This window comes from Granulicatella seriolae (assembly GCF_024543085.1).
GTDB lineage: Bacteria > Bacillota > Bacilli > Lactobacillales > Aerococcaceae > Granulicatella > Granulicatella seriolae.
The window spans coordinates 206,379-229,953 of the sequence record NZ_JANHNZ010000003.1 but is presented as its reverse complement, the minus strand read 5'-3'; the positions used below and the strand labels follow the sequence as shown (position 1 = coordinate 229,953).

The 23,575-nt window shown below is 36.9% G+C and carries 23 protein-coding genes; 3 read left to right on the top strand and 20 right to left on the bottom strand.

The genetic code is table 11. The features are described from left to right. Nucleotides 1-5: 5 nt before the first annotated feature. The 3 genes from NPA36_RS05025 to NPA36_RS05015 are packed head-to-tail and all read right to left on the bottom strand — an operon-like array spanning nt 6 to nt 2,402. A complete protein-coding gene (locus tag NPA36_RS05025; protein WP_256945015.1) occupies nt 6-1,142 on the bottom strand; it encodes a Nif3-like dinuclear metal center hexameric protein in 1,137 nt (378 codons plus the stop codon). Beyond that, a complete protein-coding gene (locus NPA36_RS05020; RefSeq protein ID WP_256945014.1) occupies nt 1,139-1,840 on the bottom strand; it encodes a tRNA (adenine(22)-N(1))-methyltransferase in 702 nt (233 codons plus the stop codon). The genes NPA36_RS05025 and NPA36_RS05020 overlap by 4 nt, the downstream gene beginning before the upstream one ends. Before the next feature lie 13 nt (nt 1,841-1,853). Continuing rightward, entirely contained in the window at nt 1,854-2,402 is a 549-nt protein-coding gene (locus NPA36_RS05015) for a hypothetical protein (protein WP_256945013.1), read from the bottom strand. Between the two features lie 173 nt (nt 2,403-2,575). Here NPA36_RS05015 and efp point away from each other — a divergent pair, with 173 nt between their 5' ends. Beyond that, entirely contained in the window at nt 2,576-3,139 is a 564-nt protein-coding gene (gene efp, locus NPA36_RS05010) for an elongation factor P (protein ID WP_256945012.1), read from the top strand. A 512-nt stretch (nt 3,140-3,651) separates the two neighbouring features. Here efp and NPA36_RS05005 read toward each other — a convergent pair. From NPA36_RS05005 to tig, 11 genes are all read right to left on the bottom strand, one after another. Beyond that, nucleotides 3,652-3,978: a hypothetical protein gene (locus NPA36_RS05005; protein ID WP_256945011.1), complete on the bottom strand. Its 327-nt coding sequence runs from the start codon at nt 3,976-3,978 to the stop codon at nt 3,652-3,654. An 11-nt stretch (nt 3,979-3,989) separates the two neighbouring features. Continuing rightward, nucleotides 3,990-4,397 carry a helix-turn-helix domain-containing protein gene (locus tag NPA36_RS05000; RefSeq protein WP_256945010.1) on the bottom strand — a complete coding sequence of 136 codons (408 nt, stop codon included), beginning with the start codon at nt 4,395-4,397 and terminating at the stop codon, nt 3,990-3,992. Between the two features lie 550 nt (nt 4,398-4,947). Beyond that, the gene (locus NPA36_RS04995) at nt 4,948-5,388 is read right to left on the bottom strand and encodes a GNAT family N-acetyltransferase (RefSeq protein WP_256945009.1); all 441 of its coding nucleotides are present in this window, start codon (nt 5,386-5,388) and stop codon (nt 4,948-4,950) included. Nucleotides 5,389-5,476: 88 nt separating this feature from the next. After that, nucleotides 5,477-5,911, bottom strand: coding sequence for a VOC family protein (locus tag NPA36_RS04990; RefSeq protein WP_256945008.1), 435 nt, complete (start codon nt 5,909-5,911; stop codon nt 5,477-5,479). Nucleotides 5,912-6,244: 333 nt separating this feature from the next. Then, nucleotides 6,245-7,369, bottom strand: coding sequence for an RNA polymerase sigma factor RpoD (rpoD, locus tag NPA36_RS04985; protein ID WP_256945007.1), 1,125 nt, complete (start codon nt 7,367-7,369; stop codon nt 6,245-6,247). Between the two features lie 25 nt (nt 7,370-7,394). Next, complete coding sequence (gene dnaG / locus NPA36_RS04980) at nt 7,395-9,254, bottom strand: DNA primase (RefSeq protein ID WP_256945006.1); 1,860 nt, start codon at nt 9,252-9,254, stop codon at nt 7,395-7,397. A gap of 151 nt (nt 9,255-9,405) precedes the next feature. Continuing rightward, nucleotides 9,406-9,564 (bottom strand): GTPase RsgA, encoded by a 159-nt coding sequence (rsgA, locus tag NPA36_RS10260; RefSeq protein ID WP_407932779.1) that lies wholly within the window; start codon nt 9,562-9,564, stop codon nt 9,406-9,408. 60 nt (nt 9,565-9,624) lie between these two features. After that, the gene (gene yihA / locus NPA36_RS04975) at nt 9,625-10,221 is read right to left on the bottom strand and encodes a ribosome biogenesis GTP-binding protein YihA/YsxC (protein WP_256945005.1); all 597 of its coding nucleotides are present in this window, start codon (nt 10,219-10,221) and stop codon (nt 9,625-9,627) included. A 3-nt stretch (nt 10,222-10,224) separates the two neighbouring features. Continuing rightward, the gene (locus NPA36_RS04970) at nt 10,225-11,496 is read right to left on the bottom strand and encodes an MFS transporter (protein WP_256945004.1); all 1,272 of its coding nucleotides are present in this window, start codon (nt 11,494-11,496) and stop codon (nt 10,225-10,227) included. Between the two features lie 304 nt (nt 11,497-11,800). Further along, nucleotides 11,801-13,042, bottom strand: a complete 1,242-nt coding sequence (gene clpX / locus NPA36_RS04965; protein ID WP_256945003.1) for an ATP-dependent Clp protease ATP-binding subunit ClpX — start codon at nt 13,040-13,042, stop codon at nt 11,801-11,803. Nucleotides 13,043-13,267: 225 nt separating this feature from the next. Next, the gene (gene tig, locus NPA36_RS04960; RefSeq protein WP_256945002.1) at nt 13,268-14,548 is read right to left on the bottom strand and encodes a trigger factor; all 1,281 of its coding nucleotides are present in this window, start codon (nt 14,546-14,548) and stop codon (nt 13,268-13,270) included. A gap of 239 nt (nt 14,549-14,787) precedes the next feature. On the opposite strand from tig, the gene recU reads away from it, so the two are divergent. Next, on the top strand, nt 14,788-15,402 hold the full coding sequence (recU, locus tag NPA36_RS04955; RefSeq protein ID WP_256945001.1) for a Holliday junction resolvase RecU: 615 nt from the start codon (nt 14,788-14,790) through the stop codon (nt 15,400-15,402). A gap of 4 nt (nt 15,403-15,406) precedes the next feature. Beyond that, entirely contained in the window at nt 15,407-17,932 is a 2,526-nt protein-coding gene (locus NPA36_RS04950) for a transglycosylase domain-containing protein (protein WP_256945000.1), read from the top strand. Nucleotides 17,933-18,306: 374 nt separating this feature from the next. On the opposite strand, the gene NPA36_RS04945 is transcribed toward NPA36_RS04950, so the two are convergent. The 6 genes from NPA36_RS04945 to NPA36_RS04920 all read right to left on the bottom strand — a co-directional run bounded on the left by NPA36_RS04945 (nt 18,307) and on the right by NPA36_RS04920 (nt 23,569). Continuing rightward, on the bottom strand, nt 18,307-18,711 hold the full coding sequence (locus tag NPA36_RS04945) for a hypothetical protein (protein WP_256944999.1): 405 nt from the start codon (nt 18,709-18,711) through the stop codon (nt 18,307-18,309). 146 nt (nt 18,712-18,857) lie between these two features. Further along, nucleotides 18,858-19,514 carry an endonuclease III gene (nth, locus tag NPA36_RS04940; RefSeq protein ID WP_256945052.1) on the bottom strand — a complete coding sequence of 219 codons (657 nt, stop codon included), beginning with the start codon at nt 19,512-19,514 and terminating at the stop codon, nt 18,858-18,860. 33 nt (nt 19,515-19,547) lie between these two features. Beyond that, nucleotides 19,548-20,225, bottom strand: a complete 678-nt coding sequence (locus tag NPA36_RS04935; RefSeq protein WP_256944998.1) for a DnaD domain-containing protein — start codon at nt 20,223-20,225, stop codon at nt 19,548-19,550. 334 nt (nt 20,226-20,559) lie between these two features. After that, nucleotides 20,560-21,843, bottom strand: coding sequence for an asparagine--tRNA ligase (asnS, locus tag NPA36_RS04930; protein WP_407932782.1), 1,284 nt, complete (start codon nt 21,841-21,843; stop codon nt 20,560-20,562). A 41-nt stretch (nt 21,844-21,884) separates the two neighbouring features. Next, the gene (locus tag NPA36_RS04925; RefSeq protein WP_256944996.1) at nt 21,885-23,078 is read right to left on the bottom strand and encodes a pyridoxal phosphate-dependent aminotransferase; all 1,194 of its coding nucleotides are present in this window, start codon (nt 23,076-23,078) and stop codon (nt 21,885-21,887) included. Between the two features lie 14 nt (nt 23,079-23,092). Then, nucleotides 23,093-23,569: a cell wall elongation regulator TseB-like domain-containing protein gene (locus NPA36_RS04920; RefSeq protein ID WP_256944995.1), complete on the bottom strand. Its 477-nt coding sequence runs from the start codon at nt 23,567-23,569 to the stop codon at nt 23,093-23,095. Nucleotides 23,570-23,575 lie beyond the last annotated feature (6 nt).

The window sequence follows — 23,575 nt, the reverse complement described above, 5'->3', positions numbered from 1 at the left end:
CTTTCTTATTTTGTATAGAAGTGAAATGGTTCAGTATTGGTAGTTGATGGAATAATATCCACCTGCCACTGATATACTTCTTTCCATTGATTTAATAAAGTCGTCAGACGTGGAATACATATTTTTTCAGTGTGATGCCCAGGATCAATGACCGTTAACTGGCTTTCCTGCATATCGTGTGCATGGTGATACGTAATATCACCAGTAATATAAACATCTGCTTGAGTCTTCAAAGCATCCGTATAAAACTCACTGCCAGCCCCACCACAAAGTGCCACCCGTTGATAAACATCTTCTTTATTTTTAGTAGGCAAAATGTAGCGTAAAGCATCAACTTCCCATTTTTTAGCAACTAACTCTAGCAATTCCTTTAATGAATAAGGTTGGCTTAAATTCCCAACCCTACCTAATCCTATGCTTGTCCCTGAATTTTCCAGACTTAGAATATCATAGGCAGGTTCCTCATAGGGATGGCTTTCAAGTAAAGCAGCAATGACGTGACTTAGTTGGTTTGAATAGAAAATCATCTCAATACGGTCTTCCTCCACCACTTCTTCATATCCAACTTGTCCAATGGCTGGCTTGGCTCCCTCGAGTGGTTTAAAACGACCAAAGCCACTAGAAGTAAAGGAACAATCTGCATACGTATCAGAAAGTTGACCAGCACCTGCTTTAGTTAAGGCCAATCTAACCGTATCACTAGCAGTTTTAGAAACATAGACAACCAACTTACGCAGCATAAATTCTTGAGTTGGACTTAAAACCTCTATATCGTGCAAATCAAGAGCTTGAGCTAGCCAATCATTTATCCCACCAGGAGCAATATCCAAATTGGTATGTGCAGCATAAACAGCAATATTGTGCTTAATAATATCTGCATACATGGCCGTTTGAGGATTAGACAAATCAAAACGTTTAATAGGTCTAAAAATCGGTGGGTGGTGAACCAGAATAAAATTAACACCCTTTTCAATGGCTTCTTGAACAACTTGTGGACGAATATCCAAACTAACCATAATCTTATGAATTTGCTGATCTTTTGAACCGAAATGTAAGCCAACAGGATCTCCCTCCATTGCAAATGATGTCGGAGCGAAACTTTCAAACTGATTTATAATATCCTTCACTGTTAACTGAGTCACATTATCAACTCCTCTAATTGAGCTATTTCATTCTGAATTTGAGCAATTTTATCGTCTTGTTTTTGACTACTTTTTTGCAATTGTTTCAGTACAAACTTGTGTTTTTCGATTAGTTGTTGCCATTTCTCTTTAGCTAAAACTGGTTTGGTTTGAGTGAGGTAAATTCCGTGTTTTAATTGAACTTCAGAGTAATTTGGAGTTTCATGTGTTGGCTTAGCCACAATAATCTCATAAATCCGTTTGTTGTCTGCGAGAATCTCTTCATTAGTGATAGCATACCCATGAGTCAATAGCCATTTTCTAACTTGGTACTCGGCCACGTTTGGCTGTAGAATCAAGGTTTCAACACCAGCTAAATGCTCCTTAAGATAGCCTTCTTCTAGAATTTGTGAGATTAGCTCTCCCCCCATACCGCAGATTGTTATAACTGTGACTTGGTCCTCTTCTTTGAGAACGTTTAAACCATCACCCATACGAACATCAATGAGCTTTTCCAAGCCATATTCCTGACTGGAAGTTTTTGCTGACTGATATGGTCCTTGAACCACTTCCCCAGCAATAGCAGATTGAATAGTTTGATTTTGCAATAAATATATAGGTAAGTAGGCATGGTCAGATCCGATATCTGCTAAAATAGCATCTTGCGGGACATAGTTAGCCACTCTTAAAAGGCGTGTAGATAATTGTATCGGTATCATTTGTTTCTCCTTCTCATTTAACTTGCTCAATTATTTCTCTGATACCCTCAATATCCCCTAGTACCATGTAAAACCGTTCGTTCTCATAGCCATATTCATCATGTTTAAAGGCATCTTTTCCTTTAAGAAGCAAGTAGTCCTCTTTGATGACATTCAACAAATATGAATAGTCTTCAGGGATTTGGTCTATTGTAGTCATTTGGAAAGAAAATGAAAATCCTAATAGGACTTCTTTCGCGTCTTCTTTACTAGAACGAAAAAATTCGTCTAACTCCTTTTGACTTTGATAGACAGAAACCGCAGAGTTTGAAAGTCTAGTTAATTCAATCCACGCTAACACTTTTTCTGTCCCTTTCACTAGACTTTTCTTAATGTGCAAGGCTTCAATTAAGGTTTCAACAAGCTCTACTTTGTATTTCTTTGAAACCTTACTAGGCCACTCTTCAAATTCTGGAACAATAAAAACATCCTCTACTGTTGTATCCTTAGCCATATCAAGAATTTCTCGCTTCATAGAAGTCCAGATTCGTTTTTTACCACGTATTTTCTTCTTATTAAACACGATTACCGCCCACTTTCTCTAACTTGATTTTATCCGTAAATTTATCATAAGTTACCAAGATATGATTGTCAAACCATTCTAATCGTCATTTTTAGTGATAAGGGGTGCAAAATCATTCATTTTATGGTATAAATTGAGGTGGAAGAAATTTAAAGATGTTAAGGAGAATCAAGATGATAAACGTAAATGATTTAAAAGCTGGAATGACTTTTATTCTAGACGGCAAGCTATTAAAGGTACTTGAAATTAGCCACCACAAACCTGGTAAAGGAAATACCGTTATGCGTATGAAGATTCGTGACGTCCGTTCTGGGTCTACTGTAGATACCACCATGCGTCCGGATGAAAAAGTTGAAAAAGCTCATATCGATACAAAAGAAGTACAATACCTTTACAGCCAAGAAGATACAGCTGTTTTCATGGATTTAGAAACCTATGAGCAATATGAAATTCCTGAAGCAACGATTGAAGAGGAATTAAAATATATCCTAGAAAACATGGAGGTTAAAATCCAATTCTATGGATCAGAAGTTATTGGAGTCTCACTACCTTCTACGGTTATCCTACAAGTAACTGAAACACAACCATCGATTAAAGGAGCTACCGTGACTGGTTCTGGTAAACCAGCTACTATGGAAACTGGTTTAGTTGTTAACGTACCAGACTTTGTTGAAGCTGGTGAGTACCTAGAAGTAAATACTTCTGAAGGAACATACGTTAAACGTGCTAACAAATAATTAAATGTAAAAAAGATGTAGCAATATGACAAAAACTAGGTCATATTGCTACATCTTTTTTTTAATAATATTAGGAAAGTAAAGCTCCCCTGATAATATAAATGGTTTAGGGACAGCTCAAATGGTATAATTAAGCATAGACATTCGCCGTATTTATTAAAAGGGAGGGAAATAAAATGGACTGGATTTATTTAGTATTAGGTGTGGCCGTCATAGTAGCCTTCGCTTGGAGTTGGTCCAAAATGCCGGGGATTATGAAAGAATGATCTGACAAAGGAAAAGAAAAGTAGTTAGGTTAATATTCTAAAATTAAGACTCGATGCTAAGTAACAAATAAAAATAGTTAACAAATGAACTCATTAAAATAGTAAAAAAGCACCTAAAATAGCGTTACTAAAAACGCCATTTTGGTGCTTTTTTGATTTTAAAGATTCTAAGAGTTGAATTTATTGCATTGTAATAGGCTACGAAAAATCTTACTTATACAAGTTGCTGAACTTATTATTTCGCAATCACCCCAAACTACCAGAAAGTGATAAATACACCAAACCGATTATCCCTACAGCACTAAAACATAAGGATAAAATGGCTTTTCTTTTTCTTGAATTAAAGATTGGCTTTACTTCTTCTGCCATATTTAATGGGTATCTATTTCTCCCAATCATGTAAAGAATCAATCCACTACTGTTTTGTCCGCCAAGAGCAAAGAATCCCCAAAATTTTGGGTGCTTCAACCCTCTACTCTCTGCATCCATAACAACAATTTTGTAAATTTGATAAGCCATACTAAATGTTCCTAACAGAAACATGGAACCCATAATTACTGCTAAAACAATCATTTGTTTTCCTCCTAAAGTTTTTTGATGAGTTGATAAAATAATATGCAGGTACCTAGTATTCCTATAGTAATACTCCCCATAATTAAATAGACATTTTGTATGATTAGTCCATTGAAGAGTACAAATAGAATAAGCAGCGCAATATTAATGACTATAGCCAAAATTAATTGCTGGTTACTCTTAACGATATTTGTACTTTTTTCCAAATGTCCCATCATTTCTTCATCTCCCTTCAATAGTTGATCAAGGCTGATGTCATATAAGTTGCTCAGTTTAATAACACTAACAATATCCGGAAAAGACTTCTCGTTCTCCCAGTTTGAGATGGTTTGACGACTAACTTCAATTTCTTCTGCAACCTTCTCCTGAGTTAATCCAGCTTGTATTCTCGCTTCCTTTAACTTCACACCAATTTCCATAACATCTGTCCTTTCCTAATCACTATCGCATGTTTCTTATGGGGAATCTATCAAAAATCCTGTACATTTCCAAAAAATCAACGTCAAAATCCTTTTACATATAACCTATTCTATCATTTTTGACTATAAAATATGTAAAATAATGAAAATGAACTAAAAAAAGAACCTCCAGACTCTTTGGCGAAAACAAAAGTACTATCCCTTTAATTTCCGGCTAATAAGGCTGAGCAAAAAGTCCAGGATGCTATTCAAACAAAAGAGTTTTGCGAAAACCTTATCAGAAAAAACGGTGTAAAGCATAACTGGCGTACAGTGGATGTTTCGGCTTTAGCCGATTACAACCACGTAGACAGTTAAGCCAGTGAGACCTTGGCTCACGGCGGTGCCATCGTTTTCATTTCTGATAAGGTTTTCGCAAAACTCTTTTGTGCTTTAAAAATAAAAATTAGTCATTCTGGACTTTTTGCCCAGCCCTTTCCTACGTAAAAAGCATAATTTAAAGAGGCAAACGTTACGTTAGAAGAATTGCATTGAAAGAACGCACCAAAACTTATGTGTCAATTCTTATCATTTCTACAATCGTTTTGTTTCGATAGATTAAATCATCTCTTTGTGTAAATCCTAATTTTTCCCAAAATAAATTTCCATCCTGATTTTTATCAAAAACGACTAATGCAACTTTATTAATCCCGCACTGTTTCAATGCTTCCAAAGCCGACTCAACCAATTGATGAGCTATTCCCTGTTTTCTAAATTCAGGTCTAACAGCTGTATGATATATATAACCTCTTCTTCCATCATTACCTACGATAATCACACCAATAATTTGATTATTATCTTCTGCAACAAAACAAGTTTCAGGATTTCTTTCAAGAAACTTGTTGATCCCTTCTTCTGAATCATCCAGATTATTCAAGCCCATACCAACACATGACATCCATAATTCATAGACCGCAGCATAATCTTCTATAGTCATTTTTCTAATCTTCATAGCCACACCTCAATTTATATTTTTTGAGTATAAACCGTAAAAATAGATATACTGATGGCAATCAGCAGAAGTCTTTTATTCCTTAGAGTTATTCTACTGTTGGAACAAACCCTTCTACTTCAGCAGAAATCTGCCAGTTCATTCCAAATTGATCAGTTAAGCCTGCATAGGCTGGACTCCAAAAGGTTTCTTGCATCTCCATCAGAATACTTTTAGCATTTACTGATAGTTTTTTGTACAATTCATGAGCCGTTTCAGCGGCATCAGTAATTAGTGCCGCTGTCATATTAGACCCAGCCGTGTATTCAAAATCTGGATTTTCATCTGAAATCATTAATCGAATACCATTAACCGAAAGCTGTGCATTTAAGACTAAGTTTGCTCGTTCAGGAGGACAATCAGGAACATGCTCTCCCCACTTGGTCATGTATACTAATTCAGCCCCTAAAGCATCCCTGTAAAATTCTACAGCCTCTTCACCATTTCCATCTGTTACCAAATATACCTCAATTGATTTTAACATGATAACTCCTCTTTTCACTTTATAGTAATTATTACAATCTTATCATATCATCTTTAGAGAAAAATACTTTACTTTAAAGTGTTAGAATTAGTAAAAAAATTAAATTACCTAAAAAAGAAGCTCCAGATAAATCTGTCAGGCATGACGGTGTTAACCATAGCTGACGTACAGTTGCTGTTTCTATTTTAATCGATCCGCAGCCACGTAGGCAGCTAAGAGCATAATACCCGGTACCACCGTTTTCATGTCTGACAAATATATCTGGAGCATCCATTACCATAAAAACAAAAAAACTACAGAGACCACTAGCGATCTCTGTAGTAAATACAAGTCTTAATCTAGAAAATCTTTTAATTGTTTAGAGCGACTTGGGTGGCGTAATTTACGTAAGGCTTTAGCTTCAATCTGACGAATCCGTTCACGTGTTACTCCAAATACTTGTCCAACTTGTTCTAAAGTTCTAATCTCGCCATTTTTATCCAAGCCGAAACGCAAACGAAGAACATTTTCTTCACGGTCTGTTAATTGCTCCAACACTTCATCCAACTGCTCTTTTAACAATGCATAAGCTGTGTGGTCAGCAGGGCTAGTCGCATTGTCGTCTTCGATGAAATCTCCTAAGTGAGAATCATCCTCTTCACCAATTGGGGTTTCAAGAGAAACTGGTTCTTGAGCAATTTTTAAGATTTCACGAACTTTTTCAGTTGGAAGGTCCATTTCTGCTCCGATTTCTTCTGGCGTAGGTTCGCGTCCTAAGTCTTGAAGTAGTTGTCTTTGAACACGGACTAGTTTGTTAATGGTTTCTACCATATGAACTGGAATACGGATAGTACGCGCTTGGTCGGCAATAGCACGAGTGATAGCTTGACGAATCCACCAAGTAGCATAGGTTGAAAACTTAAACCCTTTAGTATGGTCAAATTTTTCCACAGCTTTCATTAAGCCCATATTACCTTCTTGAATCAGATCCAAGAATTGCATTCCACGGCCAACATATCGTTTGGCAATAGACACCACTAAACGTAAGTTAGCTTCTGCTAGTTCTTGTTTAGCCTCAAGGTCGCCTTCTTGAATACGCAAAGCGATAGCAATTTCTTCGTCGGCACTCAACAGTGGCACACGTCCGATTTCTTTTAGGTACATACGTACGGAATCATTGATTTTTACATTAGACGGAACAGAAGTATCATCAACTTTTTCTTCGGTTTCACCTTTATCGTTTGCTTCACCTTTTAATTGTTGTTTAGTTGGGCCGCCATCAGCATCTACAACACTCACACCGGCATCTTCGAACTTGCCGATTAATTTGTCCATCCCTTCTGCATCCAACTCAAACGGAACTGCAATCTGGTTTGTAAGGTCATCATATAAGATTTGTCCAAATAATTTACGTTCTGCAAGCAATGCATTGGTTGCGTCTTTTAAGGTTTGACCTTTTTCATTTTTAATGTTTGCCATTCAAATGCCCCCTATAATTTAAAGTCTATGAATTGCTTCCAATTCGTTGTTTTAACTGTCTTTGAACCCCAATTTTTTCTATCATTAACTGTTGCATTAATGGAAAATCTCCACGTTCTTGGGCTAATTTGATATTTTGGGTCAATAATCTATCTTTTTCTTTCAATTGAACCTTTACTGATAAAAAGAAGACTAAATCTTCAATTTCTCGTTTACTACATTCCTCACTGATATCCAACCATTCTAAAGACGTAACAATTTGTATACTCGTTTGATCTGTCAACTGGTTAAGAAAATCATGGTATTGAAAATCTACCCCCTGCTGATTACGGAAATGTTGCAATAGGAAATAAATTTGTTGGTAATCCTCTTCTGGGAAATAAAAATCCTCTTGTGCTGCAAACAGATAAGTCCAAGCTTGAGGAGAATGGATAAGCCGATACAATAGGTGCTTTTGAGATGGTTCTAAAAGGGACTGTCCCTTATTGATGAAGCTTTCTTTTGGCTCTATTCGATTGACCAAGTCCACCTGTTTTGGTTTTGACTTGTGTTTGGCTAGATACTGACCGATTTGCATCCGAATCGTTTCATTAGATACAGCAAACTCTTTGGTCAACTCCCCAATCACTATATCTTGTTCTACGATAGATTTGATTTGTGCGATTTCTTGAATCAATTGTTCAACATATTCAACACGCTCTTTTTCAATTTCAAGACGATACTGTCCTCTTAAGAACCGTTTCTTAAACTGAAAAACTGTCTCCACCTGGTGCTCAATTCTCTCCTTAAAGGCAGTGGCGCCAAATTTTTTAATAAATTCATCTGGGTCCATACCATCTTCTAAAGGTAAAATAGCGATAGACATGGTTGAGTATTCTTGAATAATCTCAATCGCTCGTTTCGTTGCCTCTTGTCCAGCACGGTCTCCGTCATAGGCAATCACAATTTGGTCACTGGCACGATTCAAAATCCGAATTTGTTCCTGAGTCAAACTTGTTCCCATTGAAGCCACGCCATTAGTTACACCCGCTTGATAAGCTGCAATAACATCCATGTAACCTTCGAATAAAATGACTTTCGATTGGCGTCTAATTTCAGGTCTAGCCAAATCAAAGTTAAACAAAAAGTTTCGTTTGTTAAATAGTGGTGATTCTGGACTATTTAAATACTTGGCTTGATGTTGGTCTACTAGAGAATCTTCGATGGCAGGTAATATTCTACCAGAAAAACCGACTACCTTACCATTGGCGTCTCTAAGAGGAATCATAATTCTTTGATAGAAGCGGTCAATAAATTCGAAAGTCTCTTCATTTTGAACAAATAACCCCGTACTATTTAGTTCCTCCTCAGTTAAGTTTAGAGGTTTTAAAACAGAAACTAAGGTTGTTCGATTTTGAGGTGAGAATCCTAGAGCAAAGGTCTCGATGGTTTCTTGGCTATAGCCCCTATCCAAGAGATAATTCAAAGCAGTTTCCCCACCGCGAGTATGAAGTAAAACATGCTTGTAAAGACCTTCTGCCTCTTGATGAGCTAAATACAAATTGTGATGTTTAGTAATTTCTTGGCGTTCACCACTCGATTGACTGGAAATTTCAAAGGGTAAATCGGCCATTTCAACAACTTTTGCGACAGATTCTGTAAAAGATAAACCTTCTACTTCGCTAATAAACGAAAAAACACTTCCACCACGTCCACAACTAAAGCAATAAAATAATTGCTTGTCCTCACTTACTGAAAATGAAGGAGTTCGTTCATCATGAAATGGGCAAAAGCCAAAATAATTTTTTCCTCGTTTTTTTAGTTGAACATATTGGTTTACGATATCAACAACATTGACTTCAGACTGAATTTGAGCGACGATTTCATTTGGTATTCCATTTGACAATCTTCCTCACTCCTCCTTCTTATTCTATTGAAAGTCTATAGTAAACCTAACGATACAGCATATATAATACCACGGATAAGCAGACATTACAAGAAATTGGCTTGTCTGCTTATCCGTGGTATTTATCAAAAATATTCTTTGTTTTGGTAAATTATTGTATTTTATCTATGACTACTATAGGTGTAGTGATATGCTTTCTTTTTCTATCTTTACGAGTTTCTCCTATTAGTTTCTTTTCACCATGGGTTAAGGCATTAACTATTGTCGACTTCCCTACACCAGAACTGCCAAGTATGAAGATAAAACACAAAGAATCTCTAGCTCAAGTATCATACGCAAAATATATATTTACTTGATTCAACATTATCATTTAATTTGGAAAGTTTTCCATGGCTTCTTCTATCCAAGACCAAGCTTGTTCTTTTCCTTGACCAGTTTCCGAAGAAAAGATTAAGAATAAGTCTTCTGGTGGCTTGCCAAATGCATTTCGAATAACACTTAGATGCTTGTTCCATTTGCCTCTTGGAATTTTGTCCGCCTTTGTCATGACGATCTTATAAGGAATACCATAAAATTCTAGAAATTCCTTCATCCTAATATCTTCTTGACTTGGTTCGTGTCTGAAGTCCACTAAGATTAAGACCAACCGGATGGCTTTTCTACTAGTTAAGTACTCTTCTATCATGAGCCCCCATTTGTGACGTTCGGTTTTAGACACCTTGGCATAGCCATAGCCTGGAACATCGACAAAATAAAAAAGGTCGTTGATTAAATAAAAGTTTAAGGTTTGTGTTTTACCAGGTTTACTAGAAGTCCGTGCTAGTGCTTTACGATTAATTAATCGATTGATGAAGGAAGATTTCCCAACATTGGACCGACCTGATAAGGCAATTTCGGGTAAAAAAGTTGTTGGGTATTGCTTAGGGTTTACTGCACTTATAACAATCTCTGCTTTGTTAACGTCCATAGTTTATTCCTCCTCTTGGGTATGTGGGGTTAATTTTACAAAGAATAATAATACACCACCGATAAGGAAAAGCACAATTAAAGAAAATACGCCATTTAATGAGCGACCGGTTTGTTGTGCAATGATTCCTAGTAAGGTTGTACCTAGTACGGATGAAAATTTACCGAAAATATTATAAAATCCAAAGAACTCATTGGATTGGTTGGCTGGTATGATTTGCCCGAAAATAGAACGGCTGAGAGACTGAATGCCTCCTTGTGCTGTACCGATACAAATAGCTAAAATTAAGAAGTCATTGAAAGTTTTTAAGTTCAAAGCCATTAAACAAATGGTAATGTAGGTCGCGATACCAACGAATAACATATTTTTAGCACCAAAGCGTTTTGATAAGTTGCCATATAAAATACTAAAAGGAAAAGCAACTACTTGTACAATTAACAAAATAATAATTAAGCCATTATCACTAATACCAACATCTGAACCTACTGCGGTAGCCATTTTAATGATGGTCCCTACTCCGTCAATGTAAAAGAAGTAAGCTAGTAAGAACAAAAATACTTGACGGTGTTCACTGATTTTTTTCACAGTGGTTGCTAAACGTTTAAAACTTTCGACAACCACATTTTCCTTTGGCTCTAGGAAAGTTTTTTGCTTAACAATCTTCCAATAGGGAATGGTAAAAGCAAACCACCATAAACCAGCAATGAAAAATCCGATTTTAACAATTAAATCCGAATCCAGACCACTAAACAGCATGATAATCATAAAAATGATAAAGGGAATGCAGCTTCCGATGTAGCCGAAACCATAACCTGCCGAAGAAACTTGGTCCATTCGTTTGTAGGTTGTCACATCCATAATTGAACTATCGTAAAAAATATTGGATGCTGCAAACCCAATGGCAGACAAAGCATAGAAGATTAATAAGAGTAACCATTGGTCTCCTCCAACAAACATCATCGCCCAGACAGAGATGATTCCCATCATCGTTCCAATCGTAAACATTGGTGTGCGCATGCCTTTATAGTCAGCAATAGCCCCTAAAATTGGTGCCATGATAGAAACAACAATTGTTGCAATTGAATTGGCATAGCCTAAATAAGCGGTTGAGTTGGCATCACTGATACCGGCATTATGTGCGACTGTTTTATAAAATAATGGAAAAATTGCTGTGGTAATCATTAATGAATAAACCGAATTTGCCCAGTCTTGTGCAATCCATGCCTTTTCTTCTCGTGTGTAATTAAATTGGAATAGTTGTTTAAAAACTCCCATAGAATCGATAACTCCTCTAACACCATATTTTGTACTTGTTTAGTTTATCATTGTCGCCCTTTTATTGATAGTCATTTACAGTAATTTTACATAGGACTTCTCTCTTAACTAGCTACTTTTTTAGCTAGCTAGAGATTTAAAACGAATATTAGACTAGAAAGAGAGTCTCCATCTAATGTTAAAAATTGTTTATCGTTTATCACAAAGGATGTTGATCTGAGCTATCTTGTACAAGATTCAAGCAAAAAACTACCAAGCCTCGTATCAATTAGACAATTAAGGACTTGATAGTTATTTTACACTCTTATGAAATTAGTCGTTCTTCTTGGTTGTAAAGGTCGGGCGTTCCAGTGCCTTCGACAATCTGTCTGTTGACAACTACCTTAGTGATTTCATCACGGCTAGGTATATCGAACATGATATCCAACATAACGGATTCAATGATGGAACGTAAGCCACGTGCACCGGTATTTCTTGCCATAGCTTTTTCAGCAATTGCATCTAATGCCTCGTTCTCAAATACTAATTCAACATCATCTAAAGCGAAAAGTTTTTGGTATTGTTTAACCAAAGCATTTTTTGGTTCCGTCAAGATTCGAACCAAGTCTTCTTTCGTTAATTTTTCTAAAGATGCCATAACTGGTAATCTTCCAATGAATTCAGGAATCAAACCAAATTTTAGTAAATCTTCTGGGATAATCGCTTGCATGAGGCTAGCTTTCTCATCTAAGCCCATTTTGCTAGTTCCAAATCCAATTACTTTAGCGCCTAAACGTTCCTTAACGATGGTTTCAATCCCATCAAAGGCACCACCAACGATAAAGAGAATATTTGATGTATCAATCTGGATTAGCTCTTGATGAGGGTGTTTACGTCCCCCTTGAGGTGGCACAGAGGCAATTGTGCCTTCCAATATTTTTAGCAAGGCTTGTTGTACCCCTTCTCCACTAACATCACGAGTAATGGAGACATTTTCACTTTTACGAGCAATTTTATCGATTTCATCGATATAAATAATCCCTTTTTGGGCACGTTCTACATCATAATCTGTTGCTTGTAGCAACTTCAACAGGATATTCTCCACGTCTTCACCCACATAGCCTGCTTCGGTTAAACTGGTCGCATCAGCAATGGCAAAGGGTACATTCAATATCCGTGCTAAGGATTGTGCTAAAAACGTTTTTCCTGAACCAGTTGGGCCAATTAAACAGATATTACTCTTTTGTAGCTCAACTTCATCCTCACTAGCCACTACCAAATGGTTGATTCGTTTGTAATGGTTATAAACAGCAACCGCTAAGGCTTTTTTGGCACTCTCTTGTCCAATAACATACTGATCTAAAATACTACGAATTTCTTGTGGTTTAGGTACAAGTAGTTCCCCCTCAAAACGTGAGGATAGTAGCTCTTCATCAATAATTTCTTTACATAAGTCAACACATTCATTACAAATATACACGTCAGGTCCTGCAATTATTTTTTTTACCTGATTTTGTGACTTTCCACAAAATGAGCAGTTGACCTGTTTTGCTTCATCTTTATACAAAAAAGATACCTCCTATCTATTCTTAATTTAAGAGTAGCATACCTTGTTCAAATGAACAAGAAAAGCACTCTGATAGCCATTTAGGCAGCTAATAAAAACACGAACAATCACTTAAGAATGTCCGTGTTGTGTTATTGATAGTTTTAATTAGCTTAAGTTAGCCGGTTTTGTGAAATTAGAAAATCTTCTTTCACACCTAAACGCCCAATCTCTCGCTCTGTTTTTTTACGCTTCTACTGCTGAGTCAGTAATCAATGCTAAAGCTTTTTTCATTGCGATATCATTTTTTAGCATATCTTCTGAAACTGCTCCGCGTACTTTTTCAACATCCATGTTATATTGCTCAGCTAACGTTTTAATTTCAGCTTCAATTTCTTCAGTAGTTGCTTCAATCGCTTCGTCTTTAACGATTTGTTCTAAGACTAGGTTTGTTTTAGTACGGATGTCAGCGTCTGCTTCCATCATTTTATGCAAGTCTTGTTCGGTTGTTCCAGTGATTTGGTAGTACATTTCTGGAGAAATTCCTTGACGACGCATGTCATTTAGGTAGTGTTCCATCTGACGATGTACTTCATCGTGAACCATTTCGTGTGGAAGATCAACGATCTCAGCGTTTTCTACTGCTAAACGTAGGGCAGCATCATTTTTCGCTTCATCAGCAGCTTCATTTTTTACTTTTTCTAAGTTTTTACGGAATTTAGCTTTTAATTCTTCTAAAGTCTCTACTTCATCGTCAATATCTTTAGCGAATTCATCGTTTAATTCAGGTAATTCTTTAGATTTAACTTCATGAACAGTTACTTTAAAGACAGCTTCTTGCCCTTTTAAGTCTTCAGAATGGTATTCTTCAGGGAAGGTTACAGTTACATCAACGTTTTCGCCTTCTTTTTTTCCAACCAATTGTTCTTCAAAGCCAGGAATAAATGAACCAGAACCCAATTCTAATGAATGGTTTTCGCCTTTTCCGCCTTCAAAAGGAGTATCACCTAAGAATCCTTCATAGTCAATAACAACTGTATCACCATTTTCAGCAGCTGTTTCTTTCACAACTAGTTCAGCAGCTTTTTCTTGCTCTTGAACTAAACGTGCTTCAACATCTTCATCTGAAACTGTACGGTCTTGTTTTTCAACAGTTAGACCTTTATAGTCACCTAATTTTACTTCAGGTTTTAAAACAACGTTGGCTTTAATTACCCATGGTTGTCCTTTTTCTAAAGATTCAATATCAATCTTTGGTTGTGATACAGGGAAAATACCAGTTTCTTCAACAGCATTATCATAAGCATCTGGTAATAGGAAGTTTAAAGCATCTTCATACAAAGCAGCTTCTCCGTACATTCTTTCAAAAACTTGACGACTTACTTTCCCTTTACGGAAACCAGGTACGTTAAGATTTTTTTTAACACGATTAAAAGCGTGATCTAAACCAGCTTTTTTTGATTCTTCTGAAATTTCAAATGTTAAGACACCATCATTAGTGCCAACTTTTTCAAATGTTGCAGTCATGTGTTTTCCTCCAAATATAGTCATTTACAATCCATTAGATGATTTGCATACCTTCATATTTTACAACATCGCTTGGTAATTGTAAAACGTTTCGAAAGCAAAATACAAAATATTAAGCAAAACAACCTTTGTTTCTTAAGGAACTATTAAAAAGTCATCAATTTGAAGGTAAATTAGTCAAAATTTTATCGAAATGAAATAGTAGAATGTTATAATGTAGCATGAAAAGGAGTGAAAACATGCGATCTATACAGTATCCAAGTGGAAGTGTCAGTTCTTCGGCAAATGTAAGTATTACAAAAAATCAAAAGACTGGTTATGCCTCTAGAGGAATGTTCTTGGAAAACTTAATCAATCAAAGCAATGACTATTACTTAAGCAAAAAAGTGGCTGTCATTCATAAAAAACCAACCCCTATTCAAGTTGTTACAGTGCATTATCCTAAAAGAAGTGCTGCTGTGATTACAGAAGCCTATTATAAAAATGCCTCTACAACGGATTATAATGGTGTCTATCGGGGACAATACATTGATTTCGAAGCAAAAGAAACCAAGAATAAAACTTCTTTTCCATTAAAAAATATTCATGACCATCAGCTTGAGCACATGAAATGCTGCTTGCAGCAAAAAGGTATTGTTTTTGTTATTCTATATTTTTCTAGCCTGAATGAATTTTATTTGCTAGAGTCGTCCTATCTGATCAGCTATATTGAGACTAACAAAGGAAAAACATCTTTGCCTTTAAGTTACATTCAAAAGTTCGGATATAGTATTCAGGTTACAATCCAATCTATATTGGATTATATTCCTGTCGTTGACCAAGTAATTGATCAGCAACAGATTATCAAGGAGTGAGATTATGTCAACAAATCAACCAGCTTCAAGGGCTAACACCCGGAAAGCTCAAAAGCAAAACAAGAACAAGCAATCTTCGCCTAAAAAGAAAAGTCTTCTGAAAAGAGTCCTTTTAATCGTTCTAGGAGTCATCGGTGCACTTTTCATAGCTGGTGCAGGTTTATTTACCTACTATGCCCTATCAACACCTCCTATTTCAGCAAGTGATTTGCAAGGTGCAATAGAAACAAAGATTTATGATAAAGACCAACAGTTGATCACAGAAATTGGTGGCGAGAACCGTGAAGAAGCTACTGCAGAGCAGATTCCACAAGTCTTAAAAGATGCAGTTACATCTATTGAAGACCAACGTTTTTACACACACATTGGAATTGACCCTATTCGGATTGTTGGTTCGTTCATCAGTAACTTAAAGGCAGGTGGTATCACTCAAGGTGGTTCTACTATTACTCAGCAATTGATTAAGTTATCTGTGTTCTCAACGAAAGAAGAAGACCAAACCTATAAACGTAAAGCACAAGAAGCTATTTTAGCCTTAAAGATTGAACGTGAGTACAGCAAAGAACAAATCCTAACTTACTATCTCAATAAGGTATATATGGCAAACAATGTATACGGCTTCCAAACCGCAAGTCACTACTATTTCGGCAAGGATTTAACGGACCTTTCCTTAGCACAAATCGCTTTATTAGCTGGAATGCCGCAATCACCAAGTGGTTATGATCCTTATGTACATCCTGAAGAGGCCAAAAAACGAAGAGATTTGGTCTTAACCGTTATGGAAGATAATAAAAAAATAACACAAGAACAAATGACACAAGCGCAAAACACCCCGATTTCTGATGGTTTAGTTGACCACAGCGCGACTACTCAATCAGATAATAGTTTAATCTATGACTCATTCATCTCATTGTTAGTCGATGAAGTTAAAGAAAAAACCGGGTTGGATATCTATAATGATGGTCTTACCATCGAAACGACTGTCGATTCTGGCGCGCAAAAAGAACTATACAATATTGTCAATACCAAAGAATATATAGATTTTTATAGTGATAATATCCAAAGCGCCGTTGCTATGGTTGATGCTAAAACTGGTGCCGTTCGTGCCATTAATGGTGGACGGAATCAAACTGTTTTACTAGGCTACAATCGTGCAACCCAATTGGAAAGAAGCACAGGTTCAACCATCAAGCCGCTTATTGATTACGGTCCAGCAATTGAGTATCTTGATTATTCTACAGGTCAGACCTTAGTCGACCAACCAACCACCTTCTCAGATGGCAATATCTTAAACAACTGGGACAACTCCTATATGGGTGCTATGACCTTACGTAAAGCCCTATACCTGTCTCGAAACACCACAGCGTTAGAAGTATTTAAAGCAGTTGGAAATGACAATATTACTGCATTTTTAAAGAAATTGGGTATTACTGTAACCAATGAGGGTAAAGAATACTTGGTTGAGAGTAATTCTATTGGAGCCAATGTAACTCCACTGAAACTAGCAGCAGCTTATGCGGCATTTTCTAACAATGGTGTCTATTCTACTCCTTACACTATTACTAAGATTACAACTCGTGACGGACAAGTCTTTGACTTTAAACCACAACAAAATCAAGCTATGAAAGATTCCACTGCCTATATGATTACAGACATCTTAAAGGATTCATTTACAAATGGCTTTGCTACGAATATTCCTATTTCAGGTGTTCCACAGGCTGGTAAAACTGGTTCATCCAACTACACTGATGCTCAAAAAGCGGCTATGGGTGCCACAGGACAAAATGTTATTCCTGACTCATGGTTTGCTGGCTACACCACGGACTATTCTGTTGCTGTATGGGTTGGCTATGACAATCCATACGAACCGGACCATGGAGTTGGTACCAATGAGCAAACTTATGCTAAGCTGATTTATTATAATCTCATGCTTTATGCAACTAAGTTTGTGGACAATGCAGATTGGGTACAACCAAGTTCTGTTGTCAGCTCCCCTATCGAAATTGGCTCCAACCCACTAAGTCTTCCTGGGCCAAGAACACCAAGTTCTGCTATCTCTAATGAGTTGTTTGTTTCTGGGACGGTTCCATCAACACAATCTACTGCCTATGGTATCGAAATCGACCCACCAAGCGGTTTAACTGCAACTTATGATAAGACTAAGAAACAATTAAGTGTGAAATGGAACGCTTATAGCACAAGTTCTGGCACTCCATCCTATACGGTTACAGCTGGGAATGATAGTCAAACCATTTCAAATGGGACAAGTGCTACCTTTAGTAATGTTACCGGCAAAGATATTGTTGTAAGCTTAACTGTTTCTGTAGGTAGAAATAGCTCTTCACCAGTATCGATTACAGTTCCACTGAACAATCCTGAATCTTCTTCATCAAGCTCCTCTTCTTCAAGTAGTGCTAACTCAAGTTCTAGTGGTGCACAATCAAGCTCGCAAGCAAGTTCCAGTTCTTCAGCTGAATCAAGCAGTACACAACAAACTCCACCGGCTGAAAGTTCATCATCTGATGATTAATCAAAGGAAAAAAAGACCAGCAAAGAAAGTTCAAAAATAAAAACAGTCACTTGAAATTATGTATTACAATCATAATTTCAAGTGGCTGTTTTATATGCCTATGCAAAATAAAAAGTGTCTAGATAAAAATTCTTCCAACTAATAAAATAAAAGAGTTTTCGAAAAAATATATCAGAAATAATGGTGTAAAACATAGGTATACATACAGTAGCTGTTTTGGCTTTAGCCGAACTACAGACACGTAGTCAACTACGTCGTGAGATCCAGAGGCTCACGTTGGTGCCACCGTTTTGAATTCTGATACTTTTCTCGGAAACTCTTTTGTGAGTTAGGAATAGGCTCTAATCTTCATACACTTTTTGCCCAATATCTGCTTATGTTAACTGATTTAAAAAATCATATAGCGTTTTAGCATTAAATTGATATGCTGTATCTCTTTCAATAAGTCTATCGCTATAAAATTTAAAACTTTTTACCTGTTTGTTTCCTTGATAAAAACTAATGTTGGTTGTTTCTCCACCTGTCAATGTTTGAGTCGCTACTTTTTCTATCTTTAATTGTTGAAACGTTTCTCGAAATTGCATCAAGTCTTTTTCTGACGTATACACTTTTTTTGTTTCCTTAGCATATTCGGGCGGTAACGTATAGTTGGCAGTTACAACTTTTACCTTGTCAAAGGCTTTGGGTAAGGTAAAATGGTTGTCTGATGTTAATAACCACCAGCCGACAAAGGCAAAGCCTACTACAAGCAATAATCTGATTATCATTCCTTTGTTCATGTCGTACCCACTTTCTATCTCGTCGTTTCACAGTCAGCAAATAGTTCTTACTCTCATCTAAAGGACATCACCACGGTTTCCCTTAGAAACGTACCTCTTACTTAAGAAATAACACTAGTTGTCTTAGAATCTTTTTTCAAGATAACTTATTTCTTCTTCGACAGACCAAGTCGATTTTGTCCATCTTGACATAAGTAAAGCAAGGGACAAGATTGGCATTTTGGTGCTCTTGAGGTGCAGTGATATCTACCAAAGAAAATCATTCTATGGTGGGCTGCCGACCATAATTTCTTAGGAATTTTTTTCATAAGAGTTTCCTCGACCTCTTTAACAGAATCACTTTCTTTAGCAATCCTGAGCCGTTTAGACACTCTTTCTACGTGTGTATCAACAGCAATAGCAGGTACGCCGAAAGCAACGCTTAGGACAACATTAGCCGTCTTTCTACCCACACCTGAAAGTGATTCTAAGTCTTTATGGGTTTGAGGTACCTGTCCGTTAAAATTGGCCACCAGTTGTTGGGCGCAAAGAATAATATTTTTTGCCTTATTTTTATAGAGGCCAAGTGTTCGAATACAGTCAATGACATCTTCAATAGAGACCTGTGAAAGTAAAACTGGGTTTGGGTATAACTGAAACAAGCGAGGTGTTACTTTATTGACAGAAACATCAGTCGTTTGGGCACTCAATATCGTAGCAATAAGTAACTCAAATGGGTTACGATGGTTTAATTCACAACGAGCATCAGGAAACATCTGCCCCATGATTTCTATTGCTTCTAACGTTTTAGCTTTGGATAACAAATTATTCACTTCCCTTTTCCTTTCACGTCAGAGTTAATTCCATTTTTCAATGGGAACATGAATAGATGGTTTGGATAATTCTGGTGCGTGAATTGTTCCTTTGCGGTAGTCCTGTTTGTCCGCTAGAACCTGTTGCAGCGTTTTTATTTCTTTGCGTTGCCAAGTCAATAAGATCTTATCCATGTAATTCAAGTTAAAGACTTGACTTAATACGGCTTCTTTTAAGGCAGCTTGAATTAGCTCAAAAGAATACTTATCTTGGTCCAACCAACTTGCTACGGTTTGAAGTTCATAAGCACTTAAGGAGCGTCCAAATTCCTGCTCAATAATAGCCAAGATATTTTGATTTTCAGCTCTTTCCTCTTTTGCCTCTTCCCTTTGAAAGATTAACTCCAACTCTTGGAACATGGGCAGTAAAGAATAGCGGTCTTCTTTTTTTCCTTGTTGATTGGTAACTTGATTGATAGATAAACATTTTTTTCGAACCAAAGTATCAATCCACATGAAAATGGTATCGATCGTCACATTTAAGTTTAAGGAAAGCTGTTCAGCATCAATCAAAAGTTGGTCAATAGGCCCTATACTTAAGAGTTGTGCAATAAATAGAACCTCATCAGCATTTAAGCCAATGGTGCGGTAATGCCTCATTAAATGCCTTGGAATAGACACTTGGCCTTCACTTAACCATTTGATAATATATTCAGAATTCAATTAGCCTCTCTCCTTTCAAGTAGCTTCTGTTAGTAGTGTATCATATTTTAGAGCTTTACCCATAAAAACAAACCCTTAAAATTTATGAAACTAAATAATGGGTTGCTAGCTAATTTGATTATTATCTTCTAAACACAAAAAAGTCTCCCGCCCCTCTATCGAAAATATCGGTGTTCAGCATAGTGACAGTTTCGGCTTTAGCCAATTACAGCCAAGTAGACAGCACCGCCGTGAGACCAAGTCTCACGGCGGTGTCACCCTTCTGTTTTTCGATAGAGGGACTGGGGACTCCAATACACTTAGTAAAAGAGATTTTACCCAGTTTTTATTAACATTACGGATAAATACGATTTAATAAACGTGGAAATGGAATAGACTCTCTAATATGCTCCGTTCCACAAATCCAAGTTACAGTTCTTTCTAAACCTAGGCCAAAGCCTGCGTGAGGAACTGATCCATATTTTCTTAAATCTAAGTACCACTGTAATTCTTCGGGATCTAGCCCAAAAGCTTTAACATTCGCTTCAAGAACTTCATAGTCCACTTCCCGTTCAGAACCACCAATAATCTCACCATAGCCCTCTGGAGCAATCAAATCAGCACATTCTACTAAATCATCGCGCTCTTCATTGACTTTCATGTAGAAAGGTTTAATTTCTTTTGGATAATTCATAATGAAGACAGGTTGATCATATTGATTAGCAATAAAGGTTTCATGTGGCGAACCAAAATCTTCTCCCCAAGTAATGTCATCAAAACCATTAGCATTCAACAATTCGATGGCTTGATCGTACGAAATACGTGGGAAAGGCAATTGGGTATACTTTTCTAAAATAGCAGTATCTCTTTCTAGAGTGTGTAAAGCTACTTGGCAGTTGTCCAGGACGCTTCTAACTAAGAAAGCCACATACTGTTCTTGAACTTCTAAAGATTGTTCTTGATGCATAAATGCCATCTCAGGTTCAATCATCCAGAACTCAATCAAGTGACGTCTTGTTTTAGATTTTTCTGCTCTGAAGGTAGGGCCAAATGAAAAGACTTTTCCAAACGCCATAGCTGCCGCTTCCATGTATAGTTGCCCACTTTGAGAAAGATAAGCTTCACGATCAAAATATTTGGTGTGGAATAACTCAGTAGTTCCTTCTGGAGCTGAACCAGTCAGAATTGGTGGGTCTACCTTAATAAATCCTTCTTTATTGAAGAATTCATATGTCGCACGAATAATTTCGTTACGAATCGTCATTACTGCATGTTGCTTAGAAGAACGTAACCAAAGATGACGATGATCCATTAAGAATTCTACGCCGTGTTCCTTAGGTGTGATTGGATATTCTTGGCTGTCACCAATCAACTCAATATCTGAAACCAATAGTTCATAGCCTAATTTACTTCTAGAGTCTTCTTGTACTACTCCTGTTACTTTTACCGATGACTCTTGTAGTAATGATTTTGCAAGCTCAAAAACTTCACTTGGCACATCATTCTTTAGAACAACTCCTTGAAAATAAGCATCTCCATCACGTAATTGCAAGAATGCAATCTTTCCACTTGAGCGCTTATTGGTCACCCAAGCTCCGATTTCTACGGTTTGCCCGACATAGTCTTTAGCTTGTCGCATAGTAATTTGTGTCAATTATATTCCCTCACTGTCTTCTTATATTATTTCCACTTAGATTCAACAAATGTTTTTATTCTTCTAGCTGATTCTACCAATAAGTCATCACTGGTGGCAAAGCTAAAACGTAGGTAGTCCGGCGCACCAAAATCATCACCTGAAACAAGTGCTACCTCTGCTTCTTCAAGGATTGCCATACAAAAATCTCTAACAGAGTCATACCCACAACGTTTTGCGGCTTCAGTGACATCAACAAATAAATAGAAAGTTGCGCCAGCTTTATGGCATTTAAACCCAGGAATCTCTGAAATTAATGGATAGAATAATTCTAACCGGTCTTCAAATTTTTGACGCATTTCTTCTTTAGCTGCATCATTATCACTACTTAAAGCAGCAATGGCAGCATATTGACTGACGGAAGCAAGGTTCCCAGTTGTATGAGTTGTCAAATCAGCCATAGCCTTAATCAATCCTGCATCTCCTAAGGCATAGCCTACCCGCCAACCGGTCATAGCCGACGATTTAGATAAGCCATTAACTATTAAAGTATGAGCTTGAACTTCTGGTGAAATAGAAGCGATAGATACAGAATGGTGGTTATCATACATTAGCTCATAATAAATCTCATCTGAAATAATTAATAAATCATTATCCACAGCCCATTGACCTAAAGTGGTTAACTCATCACGAGTATAAAATGTACCGGTTGGATTAGACGGTGATGTTAACAGTAGAATTTTAGTCTTATCTGTCCGTTGAGCTTCTAATTGTTGAACTGTTACCTTGAAGTTATCCTCATAGTTGGTTTCAACAATAACAGGGGTTCCCTGTGCTAACTTAATTTGTTCCGTATAACTTACCCAGTAAGGGGCAGGAATTAAGACCTCATCTCCTGGATCAAGAAGGGTTTGAAAAGCCGTATATAAGGTGAATTTAGCTCCAGAAAAAACAGCGACTTGATTCAGTTCATAGTCCAAACCATCTTTTCTGTTATGAAAGTCAATAATTGCTTTCTTTAGAGGAACAATCCCCGTTGCTGCAGTATAGTGATTGGCTTTATCCTCTCGAATAGCCGCTACAGCAGCTTCTTTCACAGCTAAGGGCGTCGCAAAGTCTGGTTCCCCCACAGATAGACTGATGACATCTCTCCCTTGACTTTGCATTTCTCTGACTTTTTGGGACATTTCGACAGTACCAGAAGGGGCCATTTGTTGAATACGTTTAGAAATTTCTACCATATAATCACTCCATCCTATATATTTTCAATATCTTTAATCCATTTGCCGGTCTTTGCAGAAATGTAGTAATAACCCATTGCTTTTGAAGTCATTTGATAATTGACTTCCCAAACAGGTTCCTCCCCTATCATTCCTAATCTTGCAGACAAAACTTTCAAAGGTGCCTTATCTTGTACAGTAATTGATCTGGCATCTTCTTCATTAACGACTTGATCTTGTACTAAGGTAACAAGTTCTTTTGTTTCTGGCGATACAATGGCATAAATTGCTTGGTCGTTTTGATCAACTCCAGCTAATGAATAATATGTTTTATCCGTGTTGTACCAATAAAAGTCAGAAATAGACTTAAACTGGACCTTGTCTTTTATCATTTCAATAGCTTGGTCTTTAGCGGTTACTAAGGATTGTTGGCTTGTATAGAAAATTCTAGCAGCAATAAAAATAATCGATAGTAGACTGATGGTTATTATGAATAATGTTTTTCGTTGCATCTTTTT